The following is a 19,813-nucleotide window of genomic DNA, read 5'->3' on the forward strand; positions in this document are numbered from 1 at the left end:
GCGGCAGTACAGTCGGACACCTTAAAGGAAGCAGAAAAGTGGATATGACAACGAACGAAAAGGCAGCGCGGACGCTGCCGGTGCAGGACGCGCGGATCTACCCGCGTGGTGGCCTGGATGTGCTGTCGCGGGCCGAGGTTGCGCGCCTGCGCGATGCCTCCGGCGGCGGCATGCACGAGCTGCTGCGCCGCTGCGCGCTGGCCGTGCTGACCAGTGGCAGTGCTTCCGATGATCCGCGCGCGGCGCGCGATCTCTATCCCGACTTCGACATCCAGGTGGCGCAGCAGGATCGCGGCGTGCGCATCGACCTGGCCAATGCGCCGGCGATGGCGTTCGTCGATGGCGAAATCATCCGCGGTGTCGCCGAACTGTTGTTTGCGGTGGTCCGCGACCTGGCCTACATGGCCATCGAGATGGGCCCGGCCTACGCGGCCGAGCTGGAGTCGTCCGAGGGCATCACCAATGCGGTGTTCGGGCTGCTGCGCAACGCGCGCATCCTCAACCCGGGTGACCCGAACCTGGTGGTCTGCTGGGGCGGCCACTCGATCTCGCGCGACGAGTACCTGTACACCAAGCAGGTCGGTTACGAGCTGGGCCTGCGCGGCCTGGACATCTGCACCGGCTGCGGCCCGGGCGCGATGAAGGGCCCGATGAAGGGCGCCACCATCGCCCATGCCAAGCAGCGCCGGACCGTGACGCGCTACATCGGCCTGACCGAGCCGGGTATCATCGCCGCCGAATCGCCGAACCCGATCGTCAACCACCTGGTGATCATGCCGGACATCGAGAAGCGCCTTGAGGCCTTCGTCCGCATCGGCCACGGCATCATCGTGTTCGCCGGTGGCGTGGGTACCGCCGAGGAGATCCTGTACCTGCTCGGCATCCTGCTGCGCGAGGAGAACAAGGATCTGCCGTTCCCGCTGATCCTGACCGGGCCGACCGTGGCTGCGCCGTACTTCGAGCAGATCGACCGCTTCATCCGCCTGACCCTGGGCGACGCTGCGGCCGAGCGCTACGAAATCGTCATCGGCGACCCGGTGGCGGTGGCCAAGAAGATGTCGGCCGGCATCAAGCGCGTGCGTGAGCATCGCCTGGCACAGAAGGATTCGTTCTTCTTCAACTGGTCCATCGAGATTCCGTGGGAATACCAGCAGCCGTTCGTGCCGACCCACGAAGCGATGGCGGCGCTGGACCTGCACCACGGGCGCGCACCGCACGCGCTGGCCGCCGACCTGCGCCGGGCGTTCTCGGGCATCGTCGCCGGCAACGTGAAGGAAGACGGCATGCGCCGCATCGAGGAGTTCGGGCCGTTCCAGATCCATGGCGACCCCGACATGATGCAGGCCCTGGACGCGCTGCTGCGTGCCTTCGTCGAGCAGCGCCGGATGAAGATCTCCGGCGAGTACCAGCCCTGCTACCAGGTGCTGGCGTAAGCGAGGCGAGGGCAGCTGGACGGCGCGGGGGGGCCGCGCCGGACCGGCCGGGGCAGGGCGGGTCGTCAAGCCTTTGACGCCCGTCGCCCGGATCTGACCGTTCATCCTGCCGCCGCTTGCCGGCGGCAGGCCGGTGCGCCATCGTGGCCACCAACACGCTGGGGAGCGTCCAATGTCATCGCGCCGGTCCAATGGCTTCACGCTGGTCGAACTGATGGTCACCATTGCCATCGTGGCAATCTTGGCCACGATCGCGTTTCCTTCGTTCCAGAACACGATCCGCTCCAACCGGATCGCTACCGCGAGCAATGAGGCCACTGGGCTGGTCGCCCTTGCCCGCAGCGAGGCGATCCGCAACAAGCGCGGTGGCGGGGTCTGCGGCAGTGCTGATGGCGCCAGCTGCGATGGAACCTGGAGCAAGGGCATGCTGGCATGGGCCGATGTTGATGCCGACGGCGGATTCACCACAGGTGAGGTTGTGCTCCGTTACGTCACGGTCAACTCCGCGGTGAAGGTGACCGGGCCGACCGGCGCCACGATCGCCTTCGACGGGCGCGGGCGCAGGCGCGCTGCCGATGCGCAGGAGCTGACCCTGCAGCCAGCAAGTTGCGACAAGCAGCCCCTGCGACGTCGTCTGACCATCAATGCGTCTGGTCAGCTCAACAGCCTGAAAGAGACCTGCTCATGAGACGTTTGCATGCCCCCATCGGCCGTCGTTCGGCGGAAGGCTTCAGCATGATCGAGGTGCTGATCACCATCATCGTGCTTGCGTTCGGCTTGTTGGGATTTGCCCTGCTGCAGACGATGAACGTGCGCTTCGTGCAGAGCGCGAACTACCGTACCCAGGCGACCAACCTGGCGTATGACCTACTCGACCAGATGCGGACCAATCGCTATCAGGCTGCCTGGTACACCAATGCATCCTTTGCCGCTGGCACCGTGCCTCGCGCCGGCTGCTCGCGCCCGACGGGCTCGATAGCCGTCTCCGACAACGTCCTGCGCTGGCAGTGCCAGGTCGTGCAGGCGCTGGGGGACGGTGCGAGCGCGACGGTGGTCAACAACAATGGTCGGGTAACCGTGGGTATCGCCTGGGGCGACCAGCGCTGGGACAAGACCAATCCGGATTCGCTGACGACCTTTACCGCGGAGACCCAGCTGTGAGCCCGGTATCCACCCGTCTACGTCGCGTCGCCGGCATCTCGCTGATCGAGGTGATGATCGCGATGGTGATCGGCCTGGTTCTGATGCTGGGCGTCATCCAGGTATTCTCGGCATCGCGCGAAGCATCGCAGTTGGCACAGGGGGCGGCCCGCGCGCAGGAGAATGCGCGGTTCGCCATGGAGTTCCTGCAGCGTGATATCCGCATGGCGGGACACTTTGGCTGCGTCAACGACCAGGCGCATTTCGTCAAGAGTGAAGGCGATCCGGTCGTCAACATTGCGGGTGTCACCACAGGCAGTGGCAGTCCGCTGGATTTTTCTGTGTCCGTTCAGGGCTACGAAGCACCAGGCACCGGGCCGGGAAACAGCCTCACACTGGGGCAGAACTGGACCGCACCGACGGGCTTGCCGTCCGCGCTGCAGGCGCTGGGCGCCCGCGGCGGCAGCGATATCCTGGTTCTACGCTACCTGGCGCCGATCGGCGTGCCGGTCACCAGCATCAGCAGTGGTGCCAACAGCGCCATCGGCTTTGATCCCAAGCTGGGTACCCGCCTGACCGAGGACGGCGTGGCCGCACCGACTCTGTTCGGTATCGCCGACTGCAGTCACGCAGATGTTTTCATCGGCAGTTACGCCGCCGGTACCGTCACTGCCAATGGCGCCTCTGTCATGCGTTACAACGTGCAGCCGACTGGTGAAACGATGCTATACCGCGCCGAGTCGTTGGCCTACTACGTGGGCACGTCGGCCAGTGGTGAGCCGGTGTTGATGCGCGCGCGTGCGAACAGTGGCGGAACCTACACTGTTCGCGAAGAGCTGGTTGAAGGCATCGAGAACCTGCAGGTGATGTTCGGTCAGGACACCACAGCAGTCATCACCCAGACCTCGTTGCCGACGGGAAACATCACCGTGCAGAACACGGCAGCGGGGGTGACCACAGCAGCTACGCCGGCCGGCGCCGGGGAATGGCGGCGCGTGGGTATGGTGCAGGTAGGAATACTGGCGCGCAGTCCGAATCCATCGGTCTCGCGTGCATCGGCTGCCGAGCTCAATGATCCGCGGTCGCTGGGCGTGCGCTTTGCGCCGGCGGCCACCAATGACGCGCGTTACCGGGCGGTGTACGAGTCGTCCATCGCCCTGCGCAACCGCCTCTTCGGAAACTGACGCCATGAAACGTCCCTCCCGATCGTTCGTCGCCCCGGCACAGCAGCGCGGTGCAGTGCTCTATGTCGCCTTGATCATGTTGATCCTGCTGGCCCTGATCGGCATCGCCGGTATGCAGGTTGCGGGCATGCAGGAGAAGATGGCGGCAAACTATCGCGCCACCAATACCTCATTCCAGGCTGCCGAGAGTGTGACGCGGCGTACCGAGCAGGCGATCGAAGCCATCGCCAACCGGACTTCGCTGGCCGGTGATGCGCCGATCCAGGCGAGCAGCATCCAGCCCAACTGCGATGACGGCTACGATCCGGTCGCATGGGGGCGAGGCAAGGCGATCGCGGCGGTCGAGTCGGTGAACGTGCGGCGGATCGACACCTGCATCATCGGCGGTGGATCGCTGGGCATGGGCAAGCCGGTGGATCCCACCGCGCCGATCTACCAGATCACCTCGTTCTCGACGGACTCGCAGGCGGGCCCGTCCTCGTCGGCGGTTGTCGACACTGTATTCAAGCTTTGAGGGTCGCTGCCATGGTCACGCGCAAATTTGGCATTACCGCAGGCGTGGGCGCATTGCTGCTCGCCTCAGGTGTGTACTTCATCTACAACCTGTTCGCCGCGCAGGGGCAGGGCGAGCTCGCGCAGGCTCCGATGAACTCGGTCAGCTCGGCGCCGCCGGCATTCATCATGGCTGTCGATGATTCCAACTCGATGACCTTCGAGCGCATCTTCGTCGGTGGCGACGGCCGCATGCAATGGAATGGCAGCAGCTTCTTCCAGTCGGCCGGTGTGTTCTATGACATTGGCGCCGGTTGCACCAACAACTCCATCGACTGCTATCTCTACCTGTTCCCGCATAACGGTTACAACAGCAGTTACAGCCCGGGGCGTGCGATTCCGCCGTTCGATGTGTTCGGTTTTGCGCGTTCGCCTGCCTACAACGCGGGATATTTCGATCCGAACGTGAAGTATGACCCCTGGCGGTTGGCGGAGGCCGATGCATCCAACAGCGTGCTGATGAAGCCTGCAGATATCGGCCTGACACGCGCGGATCCACGTACCGGGTCTGACTTCTCCACGGCCTACGCGGTGACATACAACATGGAAGCCACCCGTGCCAATACGGGTGAGAGTTTCCGTGTGCTTGCGGGTATGACCATTCCCAAAGGGACGCTTTATTACGCAAACGGTCAGATCTGCTATTCGACCTATACCGATCGCTGGGGCAACGTCTATTCCAACAACGACGGTTTGAAGGACAGCAACGGCAAGTGGGTCACACTGGCAGACGACTGGGTGTCGCCCGGGAACTGCCAGCTTCCCATGCGCTACTACCCCGCCACCTACTATCTTCCGGAAGCCACCCCGGCACCGGCGGGCTACAAGACCGACGCCGCGAGCCGTCCGCTGATCAAGAACGCCTGCGGCCCTGGCTGCAACATGTACCGGTACACCATTGCTTCGGGCAACTACACCAGCGGCTACAGTGATGCGATCCAGAACTTCGCGAACTGGTTCCAATACCACCGCAACCGCATCCTCTCCATGGTCGGTTCGTCCTCGCATGCGATGGGGCAGATCGAGAACATGCGCGTGGGCTACTTCACGATCAACAATCGCACCGACGTGACGATGTATGACGTGGCCAAGCAGCGAGCGTCCCTGTATCAACAGATCTATTCGCTCAAGCCCAACGGTGGCACGCCGAATCGTGAGGCAGTGGACTTCCTCGGCAAGCAGTTCCGGCGCACCGATTCCGGCGCGCCGGTCGCACTGGCCTGTCAGCGCAATGGTGGCATGCTGTTCACCGACGGCTATACCAATACCAGCAGCAAGGTGCCGAATGGCACCGACTACGGCAACGCCGATTCCAGTGGTACCACGCACTTCACTGGAGCGCCGTTCGCCGACGGATACAGCAATACCATCGCCGACATTGCTGCTGCGTACTACGACAGCAGCAACCTGGTACCGTTGCGCGGTGGTACGGCCTTCCCGGCAGGGCAGGTTCCCGTCAGCAAGCAGTGTGAGTCGCTGAGCAAGAGTTCGGCCGATTGGAAGCGGCTGGACTGCCAGACCAATCTGCATATGAATTTCTACGCTGTGACGCTTGGCGCGCAGGGCAGGATTTTCGAGGTCAACCAGGCCGCGACGAAAGATCCGTACACGACGACACCGAATTGGAACGCCAATGGCAACCCGGTGGATTCCGACGATGGTCGCGTGATCGATGAGCTCTGGCATGCCACTGTCAACACCCGTGGTGAATTCATCAACGCCAAGACACCGGCGGAAGTAACCGCCGCGATGCGTCGCGTGCTTTCTGCGGTGGCATCCGGTTCGTCCCCCTCAGGCAGCATCGCGCTGACGGGGGCGCGTATCGGCGCCGGTTCGTTGACCGTGACGCCGCAGTATGAGGTCGCCAATGAAGGCACTGACTGGTTCAGCCGCCTCAGGGCGAACCAGGTCACGGTCGATCCCAAGACCCGCGCTGCGGTATACACCCCCATATGGGAGGCCAGTACTGCCTTCCCGGCACCGTCGGCACGCAAGATCTACTATGCCAACGGCAGTTCGGTAAGCGAGTTCAACGACGGCTCGGTGACCCTTGAGGCGCTTTGCGGCACGCCCACGAACCTCTATCCGACGATGAGCCGTTGCGATGCGGCAGCACTGACCGCTCTCGGCGCCTCCGCTTCGTCGGCAGTGGCCTACCTGCGCGGAGACACCTCGGGTGAAGTCCGCAATGGTGGCAAGCTGCGCGACCGTACCGCGATTCTGGGTGACATCATCAACTCGTCGCCGCTGATCAGCTCGCCCATCGATGATTACGGTTATCGTGCGTTGGGCGGTACGCTGGGCACGTCCTACGAGGCCTACATGAAGGCCAAGAAGGACAAGCGCTACATGGTCTACGTGGGCGCCAACGATGGCATGCTGCACGCTTTCGACGGCGGCATGGATGCGGCCGGCAAGGTGTCCGGCAACGGTGGCAGCGAGACGTTCGCCTATGTCCCAGGGACTTCGATCGGACATATGGGCAACCTCCTCAAGCCTTACAACCCGCTCAATGCCAAGGACCAGGTGCCGCATCGATACTTCGTCGACGGTCCTGTCACCGTTGGCGACACGTTCTATGGCAACAGTTGGCACACCACGCTGGTGGGCACCACCGGTGCGGGTGGTCGCGGCGTGTTCGCGCTGGACGTCACTACCCCGGACAGCTTCGGGACAGGTAGTCGCCTGTGGGAGATCAATGACATCACCGGTGCCACCCAGACCATCCGCGAGAACATTGGCCACGTGCTCGGCAAGCCGGTGATCGTGCCGGTCAAGTCGGGTACGACCGTGAGCTGGAAGGCGATCTTCGGCAACGGCTACAACAGCAAGAGTGGCAAGGCCGTGCTGTTCGTGGTCGACCTCGACTCGGGTACCGGTGACCCGACCGTGCGCATGATCGAGGCGGCAGAAACCGGCAGCAATGTTCCAGCCGGTGTGAACGGTCTCGGCAACATCGTGGTGCTTGACCGCAAGAACAACGTCGATCCTTCAATCGCGGTACGCGATGGCTATGCAGACACCGTGTACGGTGCCGACGCCAAGGGGGCTGTGTGGCGTTTCGACCTGCTGTCCACCTCCAACTCGATTTCCACACCAGTGTTCACCTCCCTTGCTTCAGTGGAGAATTCCCAGACCTACCGGCAGCCGATCACCGGCGGTCTGGCGGCTGCCACGGGTGAAGGTGGTGGCGTGCAATTGGTGTTCGGTACCGGCAGCTTCTCGTTCCTGAACGATGCCAAGGACGTCACGTTGCAGTCGCTGTACTCAATCACGGACCGCTCTGGAGCAACGATCACTACGGTGACGCGCAGCAATCTGCTGCCCTACGCGGTGTCTACCGGCACCGATGGCGTATCGCGGACCATGACGGTGGGCACCAGGCCTTCCAACATGCTGGGGTGGTCCATCGATCTGCCCACCGGTGAGCGTTTCGTCGGCTATCCTGAAATCGTGTCCGGCGTACTGTTCATGCCGACCTATGCGGCGAAGGTGACCGCGACCGATTGCAGTACGGTCGGTGCGAACTGGTTGTTCGGCCTTGATGCGCGCTCGGGTGCGCCTGCGTTGTCGACAGTGCGTACCGGCTCGCCTGGCGGGACAGGCTATGGCAAGGGGACCGCTGCCATCGCGCTGGATACCGGCGGCACCGCGCCGATCAAGGATGTGGCTGTTTCGGTGGTGCCGCGCCTCGAAGCACCCGCCAACCCGGGCGGCGGCGCCGCGCCCCCGGCTGTTCCCGGTAGCGGTTGCTGGATGGTGGTCAACGTTGCCGGCGCCCCGCCGATGTACCTGCCTTATCCCTGTGGTCGCCAGTCCTGGCGCCAGATCCAGTAACGGAGACCGCCCATGTTTTCCTTCCGATCCAGTCGTGCCAGCTGCCTGCATCCGCGGGCAGGGGGGTTCACCCTGATCGAGCTGATGATTACTGTTGCGGTGGTGGCCATCCTGGCCGCCGTGGCAGTACCGTCCTATCAGGACCAGGTCCGCAAGTCGCGGCGTGCGCAGGCCAAGGCCGATCTGGTCGAGTATGCGCAGATGGCCGAACGCTTCCACACCGTCAACAATACCTACGCCGGTTATGCCCTGGGCTCCACCCAGTCGCCGCGGGAAGGCGGTACGGCGTGGTACACGCTGGGCATCCAGCAGACGCAGTCCACGTTCACCATCACCGCCACGCCGAAAGGCAATCAGGCCAAGGACAAATGCGGCACGATGACCCTGAACCAGGCCAGCGTGAAAACGCCTGCCGAATCCAAGGTGTCCGGCTGCTGGTGATCATTGCGGGTCGCAGCGGAAAAAGGGTTGCATCCTTTTGCGGCACCCCCTAAAATGCGCCTCCCCGCCCGAATAGCTCAGCCGGTTAGAGCACTTGACTGTTAATCAGGGGGTCGTTGGTTCGAGTCCAACTTCGGGCGCCAGATTGTACAAAAGCCGCGAGAAATCGCGGCTTTTGTCGTTTCATGCTGTGTGTTGTGGCTCCTAGTAGCAGGGAGGTGGATCGGCCTCCCGGACCGATCGCGCGCGCCCGCTGTTGTTGACGATTACCTGGCCATGACGCCGCCCGCGTGCGCAGATCGTGACGGTGAGGTTGCTGCCCAGGCTGCGTCCGTCTGCGGCATAGCGCAGTGATCGTCTCCCGTCGCTTGATATGGCCCGGACGCCGGAGGAGCGCGTGTTTGGCTGATGGTGCAGCACGTCCGCCTGCTGGCCGGGCTGGCCCTGTCGGTCTGGGTCTAGATAGATCATCCAGCCGGCGCTCCAATCCTGAATGCAATGACGCCCATCGGAGCTGGCGCACACGCTGACTGACTGTCGCCGGCTCAATGCTGTGCTGCGCGCCGAGGCAAACGCGGAGAGCAGATGAAGCCGCGCCGAATCGCAGGCTACCCGGTCTCGCAACGCCTGGAATGCCGGAAGGGCGAGGGCGGCCAAGATGCTCAGCAGGGCGATCGCCATCAGCAGCTGAAGCAGCGTGTAGCCGGCGGAAAGTCTCGCGGACGGGTCGGAAAGGGGCATGCTGGATGGCCTGAAAGAGGGTGCTGTCGACCCTGAACCCTTGGTGCCGCGGTGCACATCGGTGAATGCCCCGGCCAGTTTCGGAACTGCCCTCAGCCGTCCGTCACCGACCTCCTCGTATACTCACCGTTCCCGAGACCTGGCAGCACCATGAGCGACAGTTTTCAACTTGTCTCGCCGTATTCGCCGGCGGGCGACCAACCCGATGCCATCGCCAAGCTGACCAGCAATTTCGAGGCTGGCGTGGCCAAGCAGACCCTGCTGGGCGTGACCGGCTCGGGCAAGACCTACACCATCGCCAACGTCATCCAGCAGATCCAGAAGCCGACGCTGATCATGGCGCCGAACAAGACCCTGGCCGCGCAGCTGTACGGTGAGTTCAAGGCGTTCTTCCCGCACAACGCGGTGGAGTACTTCGTCAGCTATTACGACTACTACCAGCCGGAAGCCTACGTGCCGTCGTCGGACACCTTCATCGAGAAGGACAGTTCGATCAACGAGCACATCGAGCAGATGCGGCTGGCGGCGACCAAGACTCTGCTGTCGCGACCGGATGCGATCGTGGTGGCGACCGTGTCGGCCATCTACGGCCTGGGCGCACCGGAAGACTACCTGTCGCTGCGCCTGATCCTGTCCAAGGGCGAGCGCATCGACCAGCGCGACCTGATCAATCATCTGACCCAGCTGCAGTACACGCGCAATGAGTACGAACTGCAGCGCGGTACCTTCCGCGTGCGTGGTGAAGTGATCGACGTGTTCCCGGCAGAATCGGACAGTGAGGCCCTGCGCATCGAACTGTTCGATGGCGAGGTGGAAAAGATCACTATGTTCGATCCGCTCACCGGCGAGACCATGCGCAACCTGATGCGCTTCACGGTGTACCCGAAGACCCACTACGCCACCACGCGCGAACGCGTGCTGGCAGCGGTGGAGACCATCAAGGTCGAGCTGAAGGAGCGGCTGGAGCAGCTGTACGCGCAGAACAAGCTGGTCGAGGCGCAGCGCCTGGCCCAGCGCACCCAGTTCGACCTCGAAATGATGGCCGAAGTGGGCTTCTGCAATGGCATCGAGAACTACTCGCGGCATTTGACCGGCAAGAACGCGGGCGAGCCGCCGCCGACCCTGTTCGATTACCTGCCGGCCGATGCGTTGCTGGTGATCGACGAATCGCACGTGACCATTCCGCAGATCGGCGCCATGTTCAAGGGCGACCGTTCGCGCAAGGAAACCCTGGTCGAGTTCGGCTTCCGTCTGCCGTCGGCTCTGGACAACCGTCCGCTGCGTTTCGAGGAATGGGAGGCGCGCTGCCCGCGCAGCATCTATGTCTCGGCGACGCCGGGCCCTTACGAATTCCGTGAGGCCGGTGAGGACATGGCCGAGCTGGTGGTGCGCCCGACCGGCCTGATCGATCCGGTGGTGGAGATCCGCCCGGTCGGCACCCAGGTCGATGACCTGATGAGCGAGGCCAACGAGCGGATCAAGGCCGGTGACCGCGTGCTGGTCACTACCCTGACCAAGCGCATGGCCGAGAACCTCACCGAGTATCTCACCGAGCACGGCATCCGCGTGCGCTACCTGCACTCGGACATCGATACCGTCGAACGCGTGGAGATCATCCGCGACCTGCGCCTGGGCAAGTTCGATGTGCTGGTCGGCATCAACCTGCTGCGCGAGGGGTTGGACATGCCCGAGGTCTCGCTGGTGGCGATCCTGGATGCGGACAAGGAGGGCTTCCTGCGCTCGACTGGTTCGTTGATCCAGACCATCGGCCGTGCGGCCCGCAACGTGCGCGGCAAGGCGATCCTGTATGCGGACAGGATCACCCGTTCGATGCAGGCAGCGATTGACGAGACCGACCGTCGTCGCGCCAAGCAGGTCGAGTACAACCAGGAACACGGCATCATTCCGCGCTCGGTCCTGCGGCCGATTGTCGACGTGCTGGAAGGCGCGCGTTCGGATGCTGCCGAGAAGGAAGCCAAGAAGGGCAAGGGCAAGGGGCGGGCGGGTGTGGCCGAAGACACCGCCGACTACCGTTCGCTCAGCCCGGCGCAGTTGGCCGCTCGCCTCAAGGCCCTGGAGCAGCGGATGTACCAGCATGCCAAGGACCTGGAATTCGAGGATGCCGCCCGGGTCCGCGACCAGATCAGGCAGCTGAAGGAAGCCAGCCTGGGCTGAACGCGGTAAAGCGGCTTTTCTTCACAAAAGTATTGCGCTTGCCGGTCGTCGTCCGTAATATACGCGGCCTGCACCGACGCAATCGCGGCGCTGCAGAAGCAACAAACGGGCGGTTAGCTCAGCGGTAGAGCACTACCTTGACATGGTAGGGGTCACAGGTTCGAACCCTGTACCGCCCACCACGAAGTCCCCCAGGGGGCTGTCGTGAGCATGAAAAGCCCGGCCCTGGCGCCGGGTTTTTACGTAGAAGCACCAGCCTGCGGGCTGTACGGAATTTTTGGGCGGTTAGCTCAGCGGTAGAGCACTACCTTGACATGGTAGGGGTCACAGGTTCGAACCCTGTACCGCCCACCACCGGTTCCCGGCATCGCCGGAGCAGCGGTGGACACGATCAAAGCCGGCCTTGGGCCGGTTTTTTTGTGCCTGCAATTCGCGCTCGTCTGCGCCTGGCCGGTTGCTGTCATCGTCAACCGCGTTGCTCGACACTGGCGCTGCGCTGCAGCTGCCAATGACCATCCACGCGCTGCCACAGCTGCATGAGGCCCCGGGAGTGCGTTTGCCCGCGCTGTCCCGCAGGCGCTTCAGCGTGCACGCGACCATGGGCCACCTGCAGTACGCGGTCCGCACTCAAGCGCAGGATCTGCACGCTCTGGCTGTCCGTCTGGCCGTGCGTGTCTGGCTCGCTGGCGGCACGCTGGGCATCGGCCTGCAGGATCTGCAATCGCAGCGAATCGCTTCCGGTGTCGGCGTCACGGTTGCATAGACCGGCCATCAACAGCAGCAAGGCAAGCATCGGCATGGCACGGTGCTCCGGAGAAGGGAGTCCAGCGTTGCACTGCGGCCTGTGGTGTGAAACCGGTATCCGACGAAGGCGGGAAAAGTGCGTGCCAACGAGAGCCAGCAAGGATGAATCCGGGCTGGGTCGGGGCAGCTGCAGGTCACTGCCATGAAAAAGGCCGGGCCGCCTGTGAAGGCAGTCCGGCCCGTTTGCCCGGAAGTGACCCCGTTGGCCGGGAAGCCTGGGCTCAGGTCACGACATGGCTGGAACCTTCAAGCAGGCTCAGAGCGGATCGCAGCACAGGCGAGGACCGGACCAATGCCCTGAACCGCCATACGGGCAACCCGGGGTGAACTCGCAGCCCGGTGCGAACCCGGCCTTGGCCGGCGTGGCGAAGGCCTGAGCGGCACCGAATGACATGGCGGCAACCACGACGATGCCGGCAATGGACGAGAACAGCTTCTTCTTTCCGATCATCTGTATCTCCTTTGCAGAGCGTCGAGGTGGATCACATGGGATCGCAGCAGATCAGCAGGCCGTGAGAGCCGGCATTGCCGTACGGGCAGCTGGGATGTTCCTTGCAGCCCGGTGCGAAGCCGGTCTTCACTGGAGTGGCGAAGGCCTGAGCGGCACCGAATGACATGGCGGCAACCACGACGATGCCGGCAATGGACGAGAACAGTTTCTTCTTTCCGATCATGTGTATCTCCTTGGAATGGCGATGGAACATGAGGTCACCGCTTGCGGGGCGGTGTCGAAGCGGAATCAGTTGGCGACGCAGCAGATGCGGGTGCCGCCGGCGCGGCCATTGCCGCCGAACATGCACCCGGGGGTATCCACGCAGCCTGGCGCAAAGCCGGTCTTCACCGGTGTGGCGAAGGCCTGTGCGGCACCGAATGACATTGCAGCAACGATGACGATACCGGCGACGGACGAGAACAGCGTTTTCTTCCCGATCATGTGTATCTCCTTCAGTTGGTGTGGCTTCCCGGATTCATTGCCTTGGCGACGGCCTGTACCGTCTCTGTGTCGAGCTGGCCGACATGCTTGTAGACGACGCTGCCATCCGCGGCGAGCACCATCAGCATCGGTGTCAGCGTGGCGCGGTAGCGCTTGGAGACTTCGCCCTGATCGTCGACGGCGATCGGAAACGCCAGCGCGTGTTTGCCGGCGTACCCGGCAAGCTGGTCATACGGTGGCAGGCCGACGCCCACCAGTTCGGCGCTGCCGCGTGCAGCGGCGATCTGCTGCAGCTGTGGCACCGAGGCCAGGCAGTAGCGGCAGGCAGTAGAGAAGAAGTAGAGGATCTGCGGAACGGCGCGGGCGCCACCGATATCGACATGGGTCTGCTGCGTCGTCCGCAGCGTCAGCAGTTCAGGCCGGGTGCCGATGGCAGGACCATGTGCATCCAGCTGGGTCTGCTGCAGTTGCGCCGCCATCTGTTCGTTGACCTGCCGCAACTGGCGGTTCTGCCAGGAGAGCACGATGACCAGTGCGGCCAGCAGCAGGGCGACTACGGGAAACAGTGCACGCTTGAGCATCGATCATCCTTGAACGCCGCGTTGCATCGACCATACCGGAAACAGCAACAGGAATGTCAAGCTTTTGTATCATCGGTGACGCAGTTCCCAAACCACAGGACGCCACCATGAGTGACCATGCTCCCGTTTCACGGCCGAACCCGATCATCGATCTGCTGTTCGGCGGCAACATGCTGGAAGGCACCTTCAAAGCGGTGGTGTGGGTCGCGCTGCTGTCCGCGGTTCTGGCCTGGACAACCTTCCGCTGACGGAATGCTCAGGCAGCAGTGAAGGCCTGCCGCAGGCTGCGCAGCGTTGCCTGCCGATACTCGGCCGCGCACGGCTCGCCCATCTCCAGTTCCTGCAGGCGCAGGCCGACCAGGGTCATCGACAGGGCATAGCCGCGCGCCGCATCGGCAGCGCGCGACAGGCCAAGTGCACGTCGGGTCAGTGCATCGACATGATCCATGTCCGGCAGCAGGCCGAGGTAGGCGCGCTCGGCGCTGTCCAGATCCGGTGCGCGCAGGATCGCGTTGGCATCGGCGGTGGGGGTGACGGCGGCCATGCGGGATCCTTGTTGTCCGTGGGGCGGATGCGGGTTCGGTCAGAACGCGCGCATCAGCGAGATGAAAGCGGATGTCTGGCTGCTGCGTCGTGCCATCGGGCTGTCCTCGACGGCATCACCGAACCACTGGTTGGCGACCACGCCGGTCGCACGCCATTTCGTGCCCAGCGGCGTGCTGACTGCAATCTGCAGGCTCGGCGAGGTGGCACTGCCGGGTTTGTAGGCTGCCAGCCCGGAGCGCAGGGCCTCCTCGTCGCTGATGCCGTAGTAGTAGTCGAGCAGGCGTGCGCTGGAATGCACCACGCCCACACGCGGCACCCAGGTGAAGCGACCGGCCTGGATCGGATAGCTGTAGTGCAGGCTTGATTCAACACCGCCGCCATGCCCGCTCACTTCGCGCTTCACGCTGGCCGCCACCGCACCCCAGTCCGCACTGTAGTCGGCATTGATGCCGACCATCGCCGACATCTGCCGGCTGTGCAGGCGGCGCAGCTGCGGATCGTTCACGTCGTCGGTCTTGAAACGCAACGTGTAGGGCGTAGCCACGGCCGACAGGCGCAGGCCATCGGCCTTGTAGAGGTTCATGCCGAGCGAGCCGGGGCTGGCGAAGAAGCGCTTGCCCTGCCAGGACAGCGCCGGCAGCACCAGCGGCTTGTCGTCATAGTGCGCGTAGGCACCGGTGGTCGCGCCGAAGGTGATGCCGGCCTGCACGCCCGGGCGCTGTTCCTGCGCGTTTGCCAGCAGCGGCGTGGAGAGAACGACGGTGCACAGCAGGGGGCGCAGCAGGGCGGGGGGCAGTGAAGTCATCAACGTACTACTTTGCGGGGATGGCGATGGATGCTGCGCGCACAACATTGTCGGAACATTGCGCAGGCGCAATCTGCTGCATCGGCGCCACTTGCACGCCGAAGGCACTATGATCGGCTCCGTTTCCGGTTGCCGAGCCCCCGATGCGCATTCTCCTGGTCGAAGATGATCCCGATCTCTCGCGAGCCCTGCAGTCCGGGCTGGAGCGCCAGGGGGTGGTCGCCGACGTGGTCGGCAGCCTGGCCGAGGCGGCGCTCGCCCTGCGTGAGCCGGTGCACCAGCTGATGCTGCTTGATCGGCAGCTGCCGGACGGTGATGGCGTGGGCTTCGTGGCGACCGCCCGTGCGCTGCGGCCGAACCTGGCGGTGATCATGCTCACCGCCAAGGGCGCGCTGTCGGACAAGGTGGAGGGGCTGGATGTCGGCGCCGATGACTACCTGGTCAAGCCGGTGGCGATCGAAGAGCTGATGGCGCGCATCCGTGCCGTATCGCGTCGACCGTCGGCGATGGTGACCCCCCGGTTGCGGCTGGGCCGGCTGGAGTTTGATTTCGAATCGCTGCAGGCGCAGGTGGATGGACAGCCGGTCGCATTGCCGCGGCGACAGGTGCTGGTGCTGCAGGCGCTGGCGATGCGGCAGGGTCGCACGGTCACCCGTAGTGCGCTGGAAGCGGCGGTGTACGGGTTCGATGATGAGATCCAGTCCAATGCGCTCGACGCGCATATCTCCAAGCTGCGCAAGGCGCTGCAGCAGGCGGGGGCAGGCGTGGAGATCCACGTGATCCGTGGCGTCGGCTACCTGCTGGCGGAGGCCTGAGATGGCGCGACCGATCCGTTCGATCACGCTGGGTCTGGCATGGCGGTTGTTCCTGGCGCAGGCCTTCACGGTGTTGTTCGCCGTGGTTGCGTTGATCCTGACGTGGGGCGACAAGGACACCTGGGGCATGGACATGTTCATGGCCGAGAGCGCGGCCAACGCCGTGCACAGCGAAGGCGGCCGGCTGGTGCTGGATGAAGCGCGCTGGCAGAAGCTCGATGCGCGTGCCGGTGGCAACCTGTGGTTCGCGGCAGTCGACGATCGCGGCGCATGGCTGCAGCGCGGCACGCTGCCTGCCATTCACGCGCCGCTGTTGGCCCGCCTGCCGACACTGGGTGCCACCGAGCTGGGGTCGCTGGTACCGCCGTACCTGGACGTGGCCCGGGTGATGATCCGCAATGAAGACGGACGCCGCATCACGGTGATGGTGGGCGGGGCGCCGAAGGGCGGCCTGCTGGATGGCGCGTTGATGGTGCTGCGGTTGATCGGCCTGTGGTTCTTCCTGCCGTTGATCGTGGTCACGCTGCTGGTGATGCCGACGGTAATCCATCGCGCCATGCGTGGCGTGCGCCGGTCCGCGCAGCAGGCCAAGGAACTGGATATCGGCCAGCCCGGTGCGCGCCTGGACGCGCAGCTGGTGTCGACCGAGGTGGCGCCTCTGGTCGAAGCGTTCAACGATGCGATCGACAAGGTGCAGCAGGGCTACGCAGCACGCGACAAGTTCCTGGCCGATGCGGCGCATGAACTGCGGGTGCCGATTGCGGTGGTGCAGGCGCGCTTGTCGCAGTTGCCGCAGGGGGAGCTGAAATCGCAGTTGCTGACCGATGTCGCCCGTCTCGGCAACGTCGCCGAGCACCTGCTCGATCTGCAGCGCCTGGACAGGAACATCGCCGCGTTGCAGCGGCTGGACCTGGCGCATGTCGTGCGCGAAGCGGCCGCCGACCTCGCTCCGCTGGTCGTTGGCGCCGGCTATGGCTTCGAGGTTGATGCGCCGGATACGCCGGTCTGGATCCATGGTGATGGCCTGGCCCTGGGCCGGGTGATCGCCAATCTGGTGCACAACGCCATCGTCCACGGCGGCGGGCGCGGCACCATCTGCGTGCGTCTGGACCGGCAGGGCCTGCTGGAAGTCAGCGATCAGGGCGCCGGTGTGCCGGTCGGTGACCGCGAGGCGATCTTCGAGCCGTTCCACCGCCTGCGCGCCGCCGGCAGTGGCAGCGGCCTCGGCCTGCATCTGGTCAAGGAAATCGTGCAGCACCACGGCGGCACGGTGAGCGTGGGCGAGGCTGTCGGGGGCGGCGCCAGTTTCAGGGTCAACTTCCACCGCGGCAGCGTGCGGCGCTAGTGGGGCGCTGACAGAAGCACACGGCGTTGCCTGATGGTTGCGTGAGGCTGCTCCTCGGCACGCTGTGGTGATGGTTGTCGACCGGATCTCGTCGCCCTTGCTGGGCCCCGCATGCGCTGCCGCTCTGGTCATTGGCGCGCTGGCCTGCGTGCTGTTGCCGGCGTTGCCACCGCTATGGGCTTCTGCTCCGGCCGCCGCCGTGGCTGCGTTGGGCTGGGTGTTGCGCTGGCGAGGACGCGCGGCGGCTGCGCTGCTGTTCGGCCTGGCCTGGACGTGCTGCCATGGGTATTGGGCACTGCAGGCGCAGCTGCCGGCCGGTGCTGTTGCGCAGGATGTGCTTGTCCGGGGTCAGGTTGTCGACCTGCCGAAGCAAGCGCCTGGATACACCCGGTTCGAGTTCCGGGTCGATGCGTCCGATGCGATACCGACGCTGCGTGGCAAGCGGCTGCAGGTGCTCTGGCACGCGCCCCGGGGCGGGCCGGCCGACGCCGGGACTGATCAGAGACATCGCCTGCACGCTGGGGCGGACTGGCAGTTGTCACTGCGCGTGCGACCGCCACGTTCACGCATCAACCCGGGTGGCTTCGATGGCGAACGGCATGCGCTGCTGCGTGGGCTGGCAGCGAGTGGCAACGTGCGTGATGCCCACACTACGCGGCAGCTGCGTCCTGCACATGGTCTGCCCGCCTGGCGCGAGCGCACCAGTGCGGCCATCGCCAGGCAGATCGCACATCCCTCGGCGCGGTTCATCCAGGCTCTGGCGCTGGGTGATACGCGTGGCCTGTCCGATATCGACTGGGCGCAGCTGCGCGCGCTGGGCCTGACACATCTGATCGCCATCTCCGGTTTCCATGTCGGTCTGGTGGCGGGCTTCGCCGCATTGCTGTGTTCTGTTCTCTGGCGATCCTGGCCGGGGCTTGCCAGGTTCTGGCCACGACCGCAGGCGGCGGCCTGTGCGGCAGCGGTTGCAGCGGTCGGCTATGCCGTTGTTGCGGGCAGCGAGCTGCCGACCGTACGCACCGCGTTGATGATCGCGGTGGTGGCCTTGGCGCGCGTCGTCCGCCGTCCGGTGACGGTGGCACAGGGCTTGGCGCTTGCCGCGCTGGCGATGCTGTTGCCGGCCCCGCTGTCGGTGCTGTCTGCGGGCTTCTGGCTCAGTTTCGGCGGCGTCCTGTGGTTGTTGTGGTGCCTGCCGCAGGGGCGACCGAAGGGGGGCGCCGCAATGCTGCGCGGCGCTCTGGCAGGACAGGGGGTGGCCAGCGTCGCTCTGCTGCCGCTGGCAGTGGCGCTGTTTGGTGGCACCGCACGGCTGGGGCCGCTGGTGAACCTGCCGGTCATTCCGCTGTGGAGCCTGCTGGTAGTGCCTTTGGCTCTGCTGGGAACCGCTCTGGAGGCCCTGCGCAGCGGAGCAGGGCAGTGGCCTTGGCGCGCGGCAGCCTGGGTGTTCGATGCCAGTTGGCAGCTGATGCAGCCGTTGGCCGAGCACCCGCAGGCGATGTGGTGGCTGGCGCAGGGGCCCGCCTGGGCGTTGCCGGCGGCGCTGCTGGGGGTGTTCTGGTGGCTGTTGCCACGCGGGGCGGGTGCGGTGCTTGCCGGGTCACTGCTGTGCCTGCCGTTGCTGTGGCCGGCACGCTCGGCGCCGCAGCAAGGGGAGTTGGAACTGGTGGTGCACGATGTCGGCCAGGGCACGGCGGTGCTGCTGCGGACCGCCCACCACGCACTCTGGTACGACGTCGGGCCGCCCGCAGGCAGCGAAGGCGAGGAGCGGATGCTGCTGCCGACGTTGCGTGCGTTGGGACAGGTACCGCCGGCCCGGGTGATGATCAGTCACGACCACCTGGACCACAGCGGCAACCTTGCAGCGCTGCGCCGGCAACTGCCGGGTCTGCAGGTACTGGCGCCACGGGGCAGTGCGATTGCCAGTGCCGGTACCTGCCAACATGGACTGCGCTGGCAATGGGACGGCGTCGATTTCCAGGTGCTGCACCCGCCTGCCGCCTTCCCGGCCGCCGGCAAGGGCGCCGACAACGAGGCCAGTTGCGTGCTGCGGGTTGCCGGCACACACGGGGCGGTGCTGCTGCCCGGCGACATCGGCCGGCAGGGCGAGCAGGCCCTGCTGCAGGGCGCTGCCGATGCGCTGCGTGCGGACGTGGTGCTGGTGCCCCATCACGGCAGTGGAGGCAGCTCCACTGGGGGCTGGGTGGAGGCGGTGGCGCCGCAGCTGGCGCTGGTCTCGGCCGGGCATCAGAACCGTTTTGGCCACCCGAAGCGTGACGTGGTGCAGCGCTGGCAGGCGGCCGGCGCCGAAGTGCTGTCCACCGCCGAGTCCGGCGCGATCCGCGTATGGCTTGGTGCACAAGGCCTGCAGCTGCGTGAACAGCGTATCCACGCAGCCCGGTGGTGGGATGCCGCTGGGCGGGCACGGTCGGCTGCTATCCTATCGCCGATCGAACAAGCGGCCGTTGGGCCGGAGGGTTGAA

At 65.0% G+C, this 19,813-nt stretch carries 20 protein-coding genes and 3 tRNA genes; 15 read left to right on the plus strand and 8 right to left on the minus strand.

Going from position 1 to position 19,813, the window contains the following annotated elements; genetic code table 11:
* Positions 1–44 precede the first annotated feature (44 nt).
* The 8 genes from ppnN (at position 45) to QP457_RS07870 (ending at position 8,730) form a co-directional block, all read left to right on the plus strand.
* On the plus strand, positions 45–1,433 hold the full coding sequence (ppnN, locus tag QP457_RS07835; protein WP_089240035.1) for a nucleotide 5'-monophosphate nucleosidase PpnN: 1,389 nt from the start codon (positions 45–47) through the stop codon (positions 1,431–1,433).
* Between the two features lie 172 nt (positions 1,434–1,605).
* Positions 1,606–2,121, plus strand: a complete 516-nt coding sequence (locus tag QP457_RS07840) for a Tfp pilus assembly protein FimT/FimU (RefSeq protein WP_205404036.1) — start codon at positions 1,606–1,608, stop codon at positions 2,119–2,121.
* A complete protein-coding gene (pilV, locus tag QP457_RS07845) occupies positions 2,118–2,594 on the plus strand; it encodes a type IV pilus modification protein PilV (protein WP_205403962.1) in 477 nt (158 codons plus the stop codon). The genes QP457_RS07840 and pilV overlap by 4 nt, the downstream gene beginning before the upstream one ends.
* Positions 2,591–3,757, plus strand: a complete 1,167-nt coding sequence (locus QP457_RS07850; RefSeq protein ID WP_286041409.1) for a PilW family protein — start codon at positions 2,591–2,593, stop codon at positions 3,755–3,757. The genes pilV and QP457_RS07850 overlap by 4 nt, the downstream gene beginning before the upstream one ends.
* A gap of 4 nt (positions 3,758–3,761) precedes the next feature.
* Positions 3,762–4,271 (plus strand): PilX N-terminal domain-containing pilus assembly protein, encoded by a 510-nt coding sequence (locus QP457_RS07855; RefSeq protein WP_205403961.1) that lies wholly within the window; start codon positions 3,762–3,764, stop codon positions 4,269–4,271.
* Positions 4,272–4,282: 11 nt separating this feature from the next.
* Positions 4,283–8,146, plus strand: coding sequence for a PilC/PilY family type IV pilus protein (locus QP457_RS07860; RefSeq protein ID WP_205403960.1), 3,864 nt, complete (start codon positions 4,283–4,285; stop codon positions 8,144–8,146).
* Between the two features lie 12 nt (positions 8,147–8,158).
* A complete protein-coding gene (locus QP457_RS07865; protein WP_205403959.1) occupies positions 8,159–8,587 on the plus strand; it encodes a type IV pilin protein in 429 nt (142 codons plus the stop codon).
* Between the two features lie 66 nt (positions 8,588–8,653).
* Positions 8,654–8,730, plus strand: a tRNA-Asn gene (locus tag QP457_RS07870).
* Positions 8,731–8,791: 61 nt separating this feature from the next.
* Here the strand turns inward: QP457_RS07870 and QP457_RS07875 are convergent.
* Complete coding sequence (locus tag QP457_RS07875) at positions 8,792–9,328, minus strand: GspH/FimT family protein (RefSeq protein WP_205403958.1); 537 nt, start codon at positions 9,326–9,328, stop codon at positions 8,792–8,794.
* 150 nt (positions 9,329–9,478) lie between these two features.
* Between QP457_RS07875 and uvrB the strand changes: the two genes are divergently transcribed.
* The 3 genes from uvrB (at position 9,479) to QP457_RS07890 (ending at position 11,857) form a co-directional block, all read left to right on the plus strand.
* The gene (gene uvrB / locus QP457_RS07880) at positions 9,479–11,503 is read left to right on the plus strand and encodes an excinuclease ABC subunit UvrB (RefSeq protein WP_180164302.1); all 2,025 of its coding nucleotides are present in this window, start codon (positions 9,479–9,481) and stop codon (positions 11,501–11,503) included.
* A gap of 107 nt (positions 11,504–11,610) precedes the next feature.
* A tRNA-Val gene (locus QP457_RS07885) sits at positions 11,611–11,685 on the plus strand.
* A gap of 97 nt (positions 11,686–11,782) precedes the next feature.
* A tRNA-Val gene (locus QP457_RS07890) sits at positions 11,783–11,857 on the plus strand.
* 112 nt (positions 11,858–11,969) lie between these two features.
* Here QP457_RS07890 and QP457_RS07895 read toward each other — a convergent pair.
* The 5 genes from QP457_RS07895 to QP457_RS07915 all read right to left on the minus strand — a co-directional run bounded on the left by QP457_RS07895 (position 11,970) and on the right by QP457_RS07915 (position 13,822).
* Complete coding sequence (locus QP457_RS07895) at positions 11,970–12,302, minus strand: hypothetical protein (protein WP_205403957.1); 333 nt, start codon at positions 12,300–12,302, stop codon at positions 11,970–11,972.
* Positions 12,303–12,563: 261 nt separating this feature from the next.
* Positions 12,564–12,758, minus strand: coding sequence for a hypothetical protein (locus tag QP457_RS07900; RefSeq protein ID WP_099820043.1), 195 nt, complete (start codon positions 12,756–12,758; stop codon positions 12,564–12,566).
* Between the two features lie 31 nt (positions 12,759–12,789).
* Positions 12,790–12,981, minus strand: coding sequence for a hypothetical protein (locus QP457_RS07905; protein ID WP_205403956.1), 192 nt, complete (start codon positions 12,979–12,981; stop codon positions 12,790–12,792).
* 65 nt (positions 12,982–13,046) lie between these two features.
* The gene (locus QP457_RS07910) at positions 13,047–13,241 is read right to left on the minus strand and encodes a hypothetical protein (protein WP_025875233.1); all 195 of its coding nucleotides are present in this window, start codon (positions 13,239–13,241) and stop codon (positions 13,047–13,049) included.
* Between the two features lie 11 nt (positions 13,242–13,252).
* A complete protein-coding gene (locus QP457_RS07915) occupies positions 13,253–13,822 on the minus strand; it encodes a TlpA disulfide reductase family protein (protein WP_205403955.1) in 570 nt (189 codons plus the stop codon).
* Between the two features lie 107 nt (positions 13,823–13,929).
* On the opposite strand from QP457_RS07915, the gene QP457_RS07920 reads away from it, so the two are divergent.
* Positions 13,930–14,070, plus strand: coding sequence for a hypothetical protein (locus QP457_RS07920; protein WP_165780968.1), 141 nt, complete (start codon positions 13,930–13,932; stop codon positions 14,068–14,070).
* Positions 14,071–14,078: 8 nt separating this feature from the next.
* Here the strand turns inward: QP457_RS07920 and QP457_RS07925 are convergent, their stop codons facing one another.
* Positions 14,079–14,366 (minus strand): hypothetical protein, encoded by a 288-nt coding sequence (locus tag QP457_RS07925; protein ID WP_025875229.1) that lies wholly within the window; start codon positions 14,364–14,366, stop codon positions 14,079–14,081.
* A gap of 39 nt (positions 14,367–14,405) precedes the next feature.
* Entirely contained in the window at positions 14,406–15,173 is a 768-nt protein-coding gene (locus QP457_RS07930) for a MipA/OmpV family protein (protein ID WP_205403954.1), read from the minus strand.
* A 143-nt stretch (positions 15,174–15,316) separates the two neighbouring features.
* Between QP457_RS07930 and QP457_RS07935 the strand changes: the two genes are divergently transcribed.
* The 3 genes from QP457_RS07935 to QP457_RS07945 all read left to right on the plus strand — a co-directional run bounded on the left by QP457_RS07935 (position 15,317) and on the right by QP457_RS07945 (position 19,812).
* On the plus strand, positions 15,317–15,988 hold the full coding sequence (locus QP457_RS07935; RefSeq protein ID WP_205403953.1) for a response regulator transcription factor: 672 nt from the start codon (positions 15,317–15,319) through the stop codon (positions 15,986–15,988).
* Between the two features lies 1 nt (position 15,989).
* On the plus strand, positions 15,990–17,333 hold the full coding sequence (locus QP457_RS07940; protein ID WP_205403952.1) for a HAMP domain-containing sensor histidine kinase: 1,344 nt from the start codon (positions 15,990–15,992) through the stop codon (positions 17,331–17,333).
* 70 nt (positions 17,334–17,403) lie between these two features.
* On the plus strand, positions 17,404–19,812 hold the full coding sequence (locus tag QP457_RS07945) for a DNA internalization-related competence protein ComEC/Rec2 (protein WP_205404034.1): 2,409 nt from the start codon (positions 17,404–17,406) through the stop codon (positions 19,810–19,812).
* Position 19,813 lies beyond the last annotated feature (1 nt).

The organism is Stenotrophomonas sp. As-7 (assembly GCF_030291015.1).
Classification (GTDB): Bacteria; Pseudomonadota; Gammaproteobacteria; order Xanthomonadales; family Xanthomonadaceae; genus Stenotrophomonas; species Stenotrophomonas lactitubi.

Bases quoted from the DNA above. Each gene is read 5' to 3' on its own strand.
- ppnN (WP_089240035.1), top strand. From the start codon at position 45: ATGACAACGAACGAAAAGGCAGCGCGGACGCTGCCGGTGCAGGACGCG.
- QP457_RS07840 (WP_205404036.1), top strand. From the start codon at position 1,606: ATGTCATCGCGCCGGTCCAATGGCTTCACGCTGGTCGAACTGATGGTC.
- pilV (WP_205403962.1), top strand. From the start codon at position 2,118: ATGAGACGTTTGCATGCCCCCATCGGCCGTCGTTCGGCGGAAGGCTTC.
- QP457_RS07855 (WP_205403961.1), top strand. From the start codon at position 3,762: ATGAAACGTCCCTCCCGATCGTTCGTCGCCCCGGCACAGCAGCGCGGT.
- QP457_RS07860 (WP_205403960.1), top strand. From the start codon at position 4,283: ATGGTCACGCGCAAATTTGGCATTACCGCAGGCGTGGGCGCATTGCTG.
- QP457_RS07865 (WP_205403959.1), top strand. From the start codon at position 8,159: ATGTTTTCCTTCCGATCCAGTCGTGCCAGCTGCCTGCATCCGCGGGCA.
- QP457_RS07875 (WP_205403958.1), bottom strand. From the start codon at position 9,328: ATGCCCCTTTCCGACCCGTCCGCGAGACTTTCCGCCGGCTACACGCTG.
- uvrB (WP_180164302.1), top strand. From the start codon at position 9,479: ATGAGCGACAGTTTTCAACTTGTCTCGCCGTATTCGCCGGCGGGCGAC.
- QP457_RS07895 (WP_205403957.1), bottom strand. From the start codon at position 12,302: ATGCCGATGCTTGCCTTGCTGCTGTTGATGGCCGGTCTATGCAACCGT.
- QP457_RS07900 (WP_099820043.1), bottom strand. From the start codon at position 12,758: ATGATCGGAAAGAAGAAGCTGTTCTCGTCCATTGCCGGCATCGTCGTG.
- QP457_RS07905 (WP_205403956.1), bottom strand. From the start codon at position 12,981: ATGATCGGAAAGAAGAAACTGTTCTCGTCCATTGCCGGCATCGTCGTG.
- QP457_RS07910 (WP_025875233.1), bottom strand. From the start codon at position 13,241: ATGATCGGGAAGAAAACGCTGTTCTCGTCCGTCGCCGGTATCGTCATC.
- QP457_RS07915 (WP_205403955.1), bottom strand. From the start codon at position 13,822: ATGCTCAAGCGTGCACTGTTTCCCGTAGTCGCCCTGCTGCTGGCCGCA.
- QP457_RS07920 (WP_165780968.1), top strand. From the start codon at position 13,930: ATGAGTGACCATGCTCCCGTTTCACGGCCGAACCCGATCATCGATCTG.
- QP457_RS07925 (WP_025875229.1), bottom strand. From the start codon at position 14,366: ATGGCCGCCGTCACCCCCACCGCCGATGCCAACGCGATCCTGCGCGCA.
- QP457_RS07930 (WP_205403954.1), bottom strand. From the start codon at position 15,173: ATGACTTCACTGCCCCCCGCCCTGCTGCGCCCCCTGCTGTGCACCGTC.
- QP457_RS07935 (WP_205403953.1), top strand. From the start codon at position 15,317: ATGCGCATTCTCCTGGTCGAAGATGATCCCGATCTCTCGCGAGCCCTG.
- QP457_RS07940 (WP_205403952.1), top strand. From the start codon at position 15,990: ATGGCGCGACCGATCCGTTCGATCACGCTGGGTCTGGCATGGCGGTTG.
- QP457_RS07945 (WP_205404034.1), top strand. From the start codon at position 17,404: ATGGTTGTCGACCGGATCTCGTCGCCCTTGCTGGGCCCCGCATGCGCT.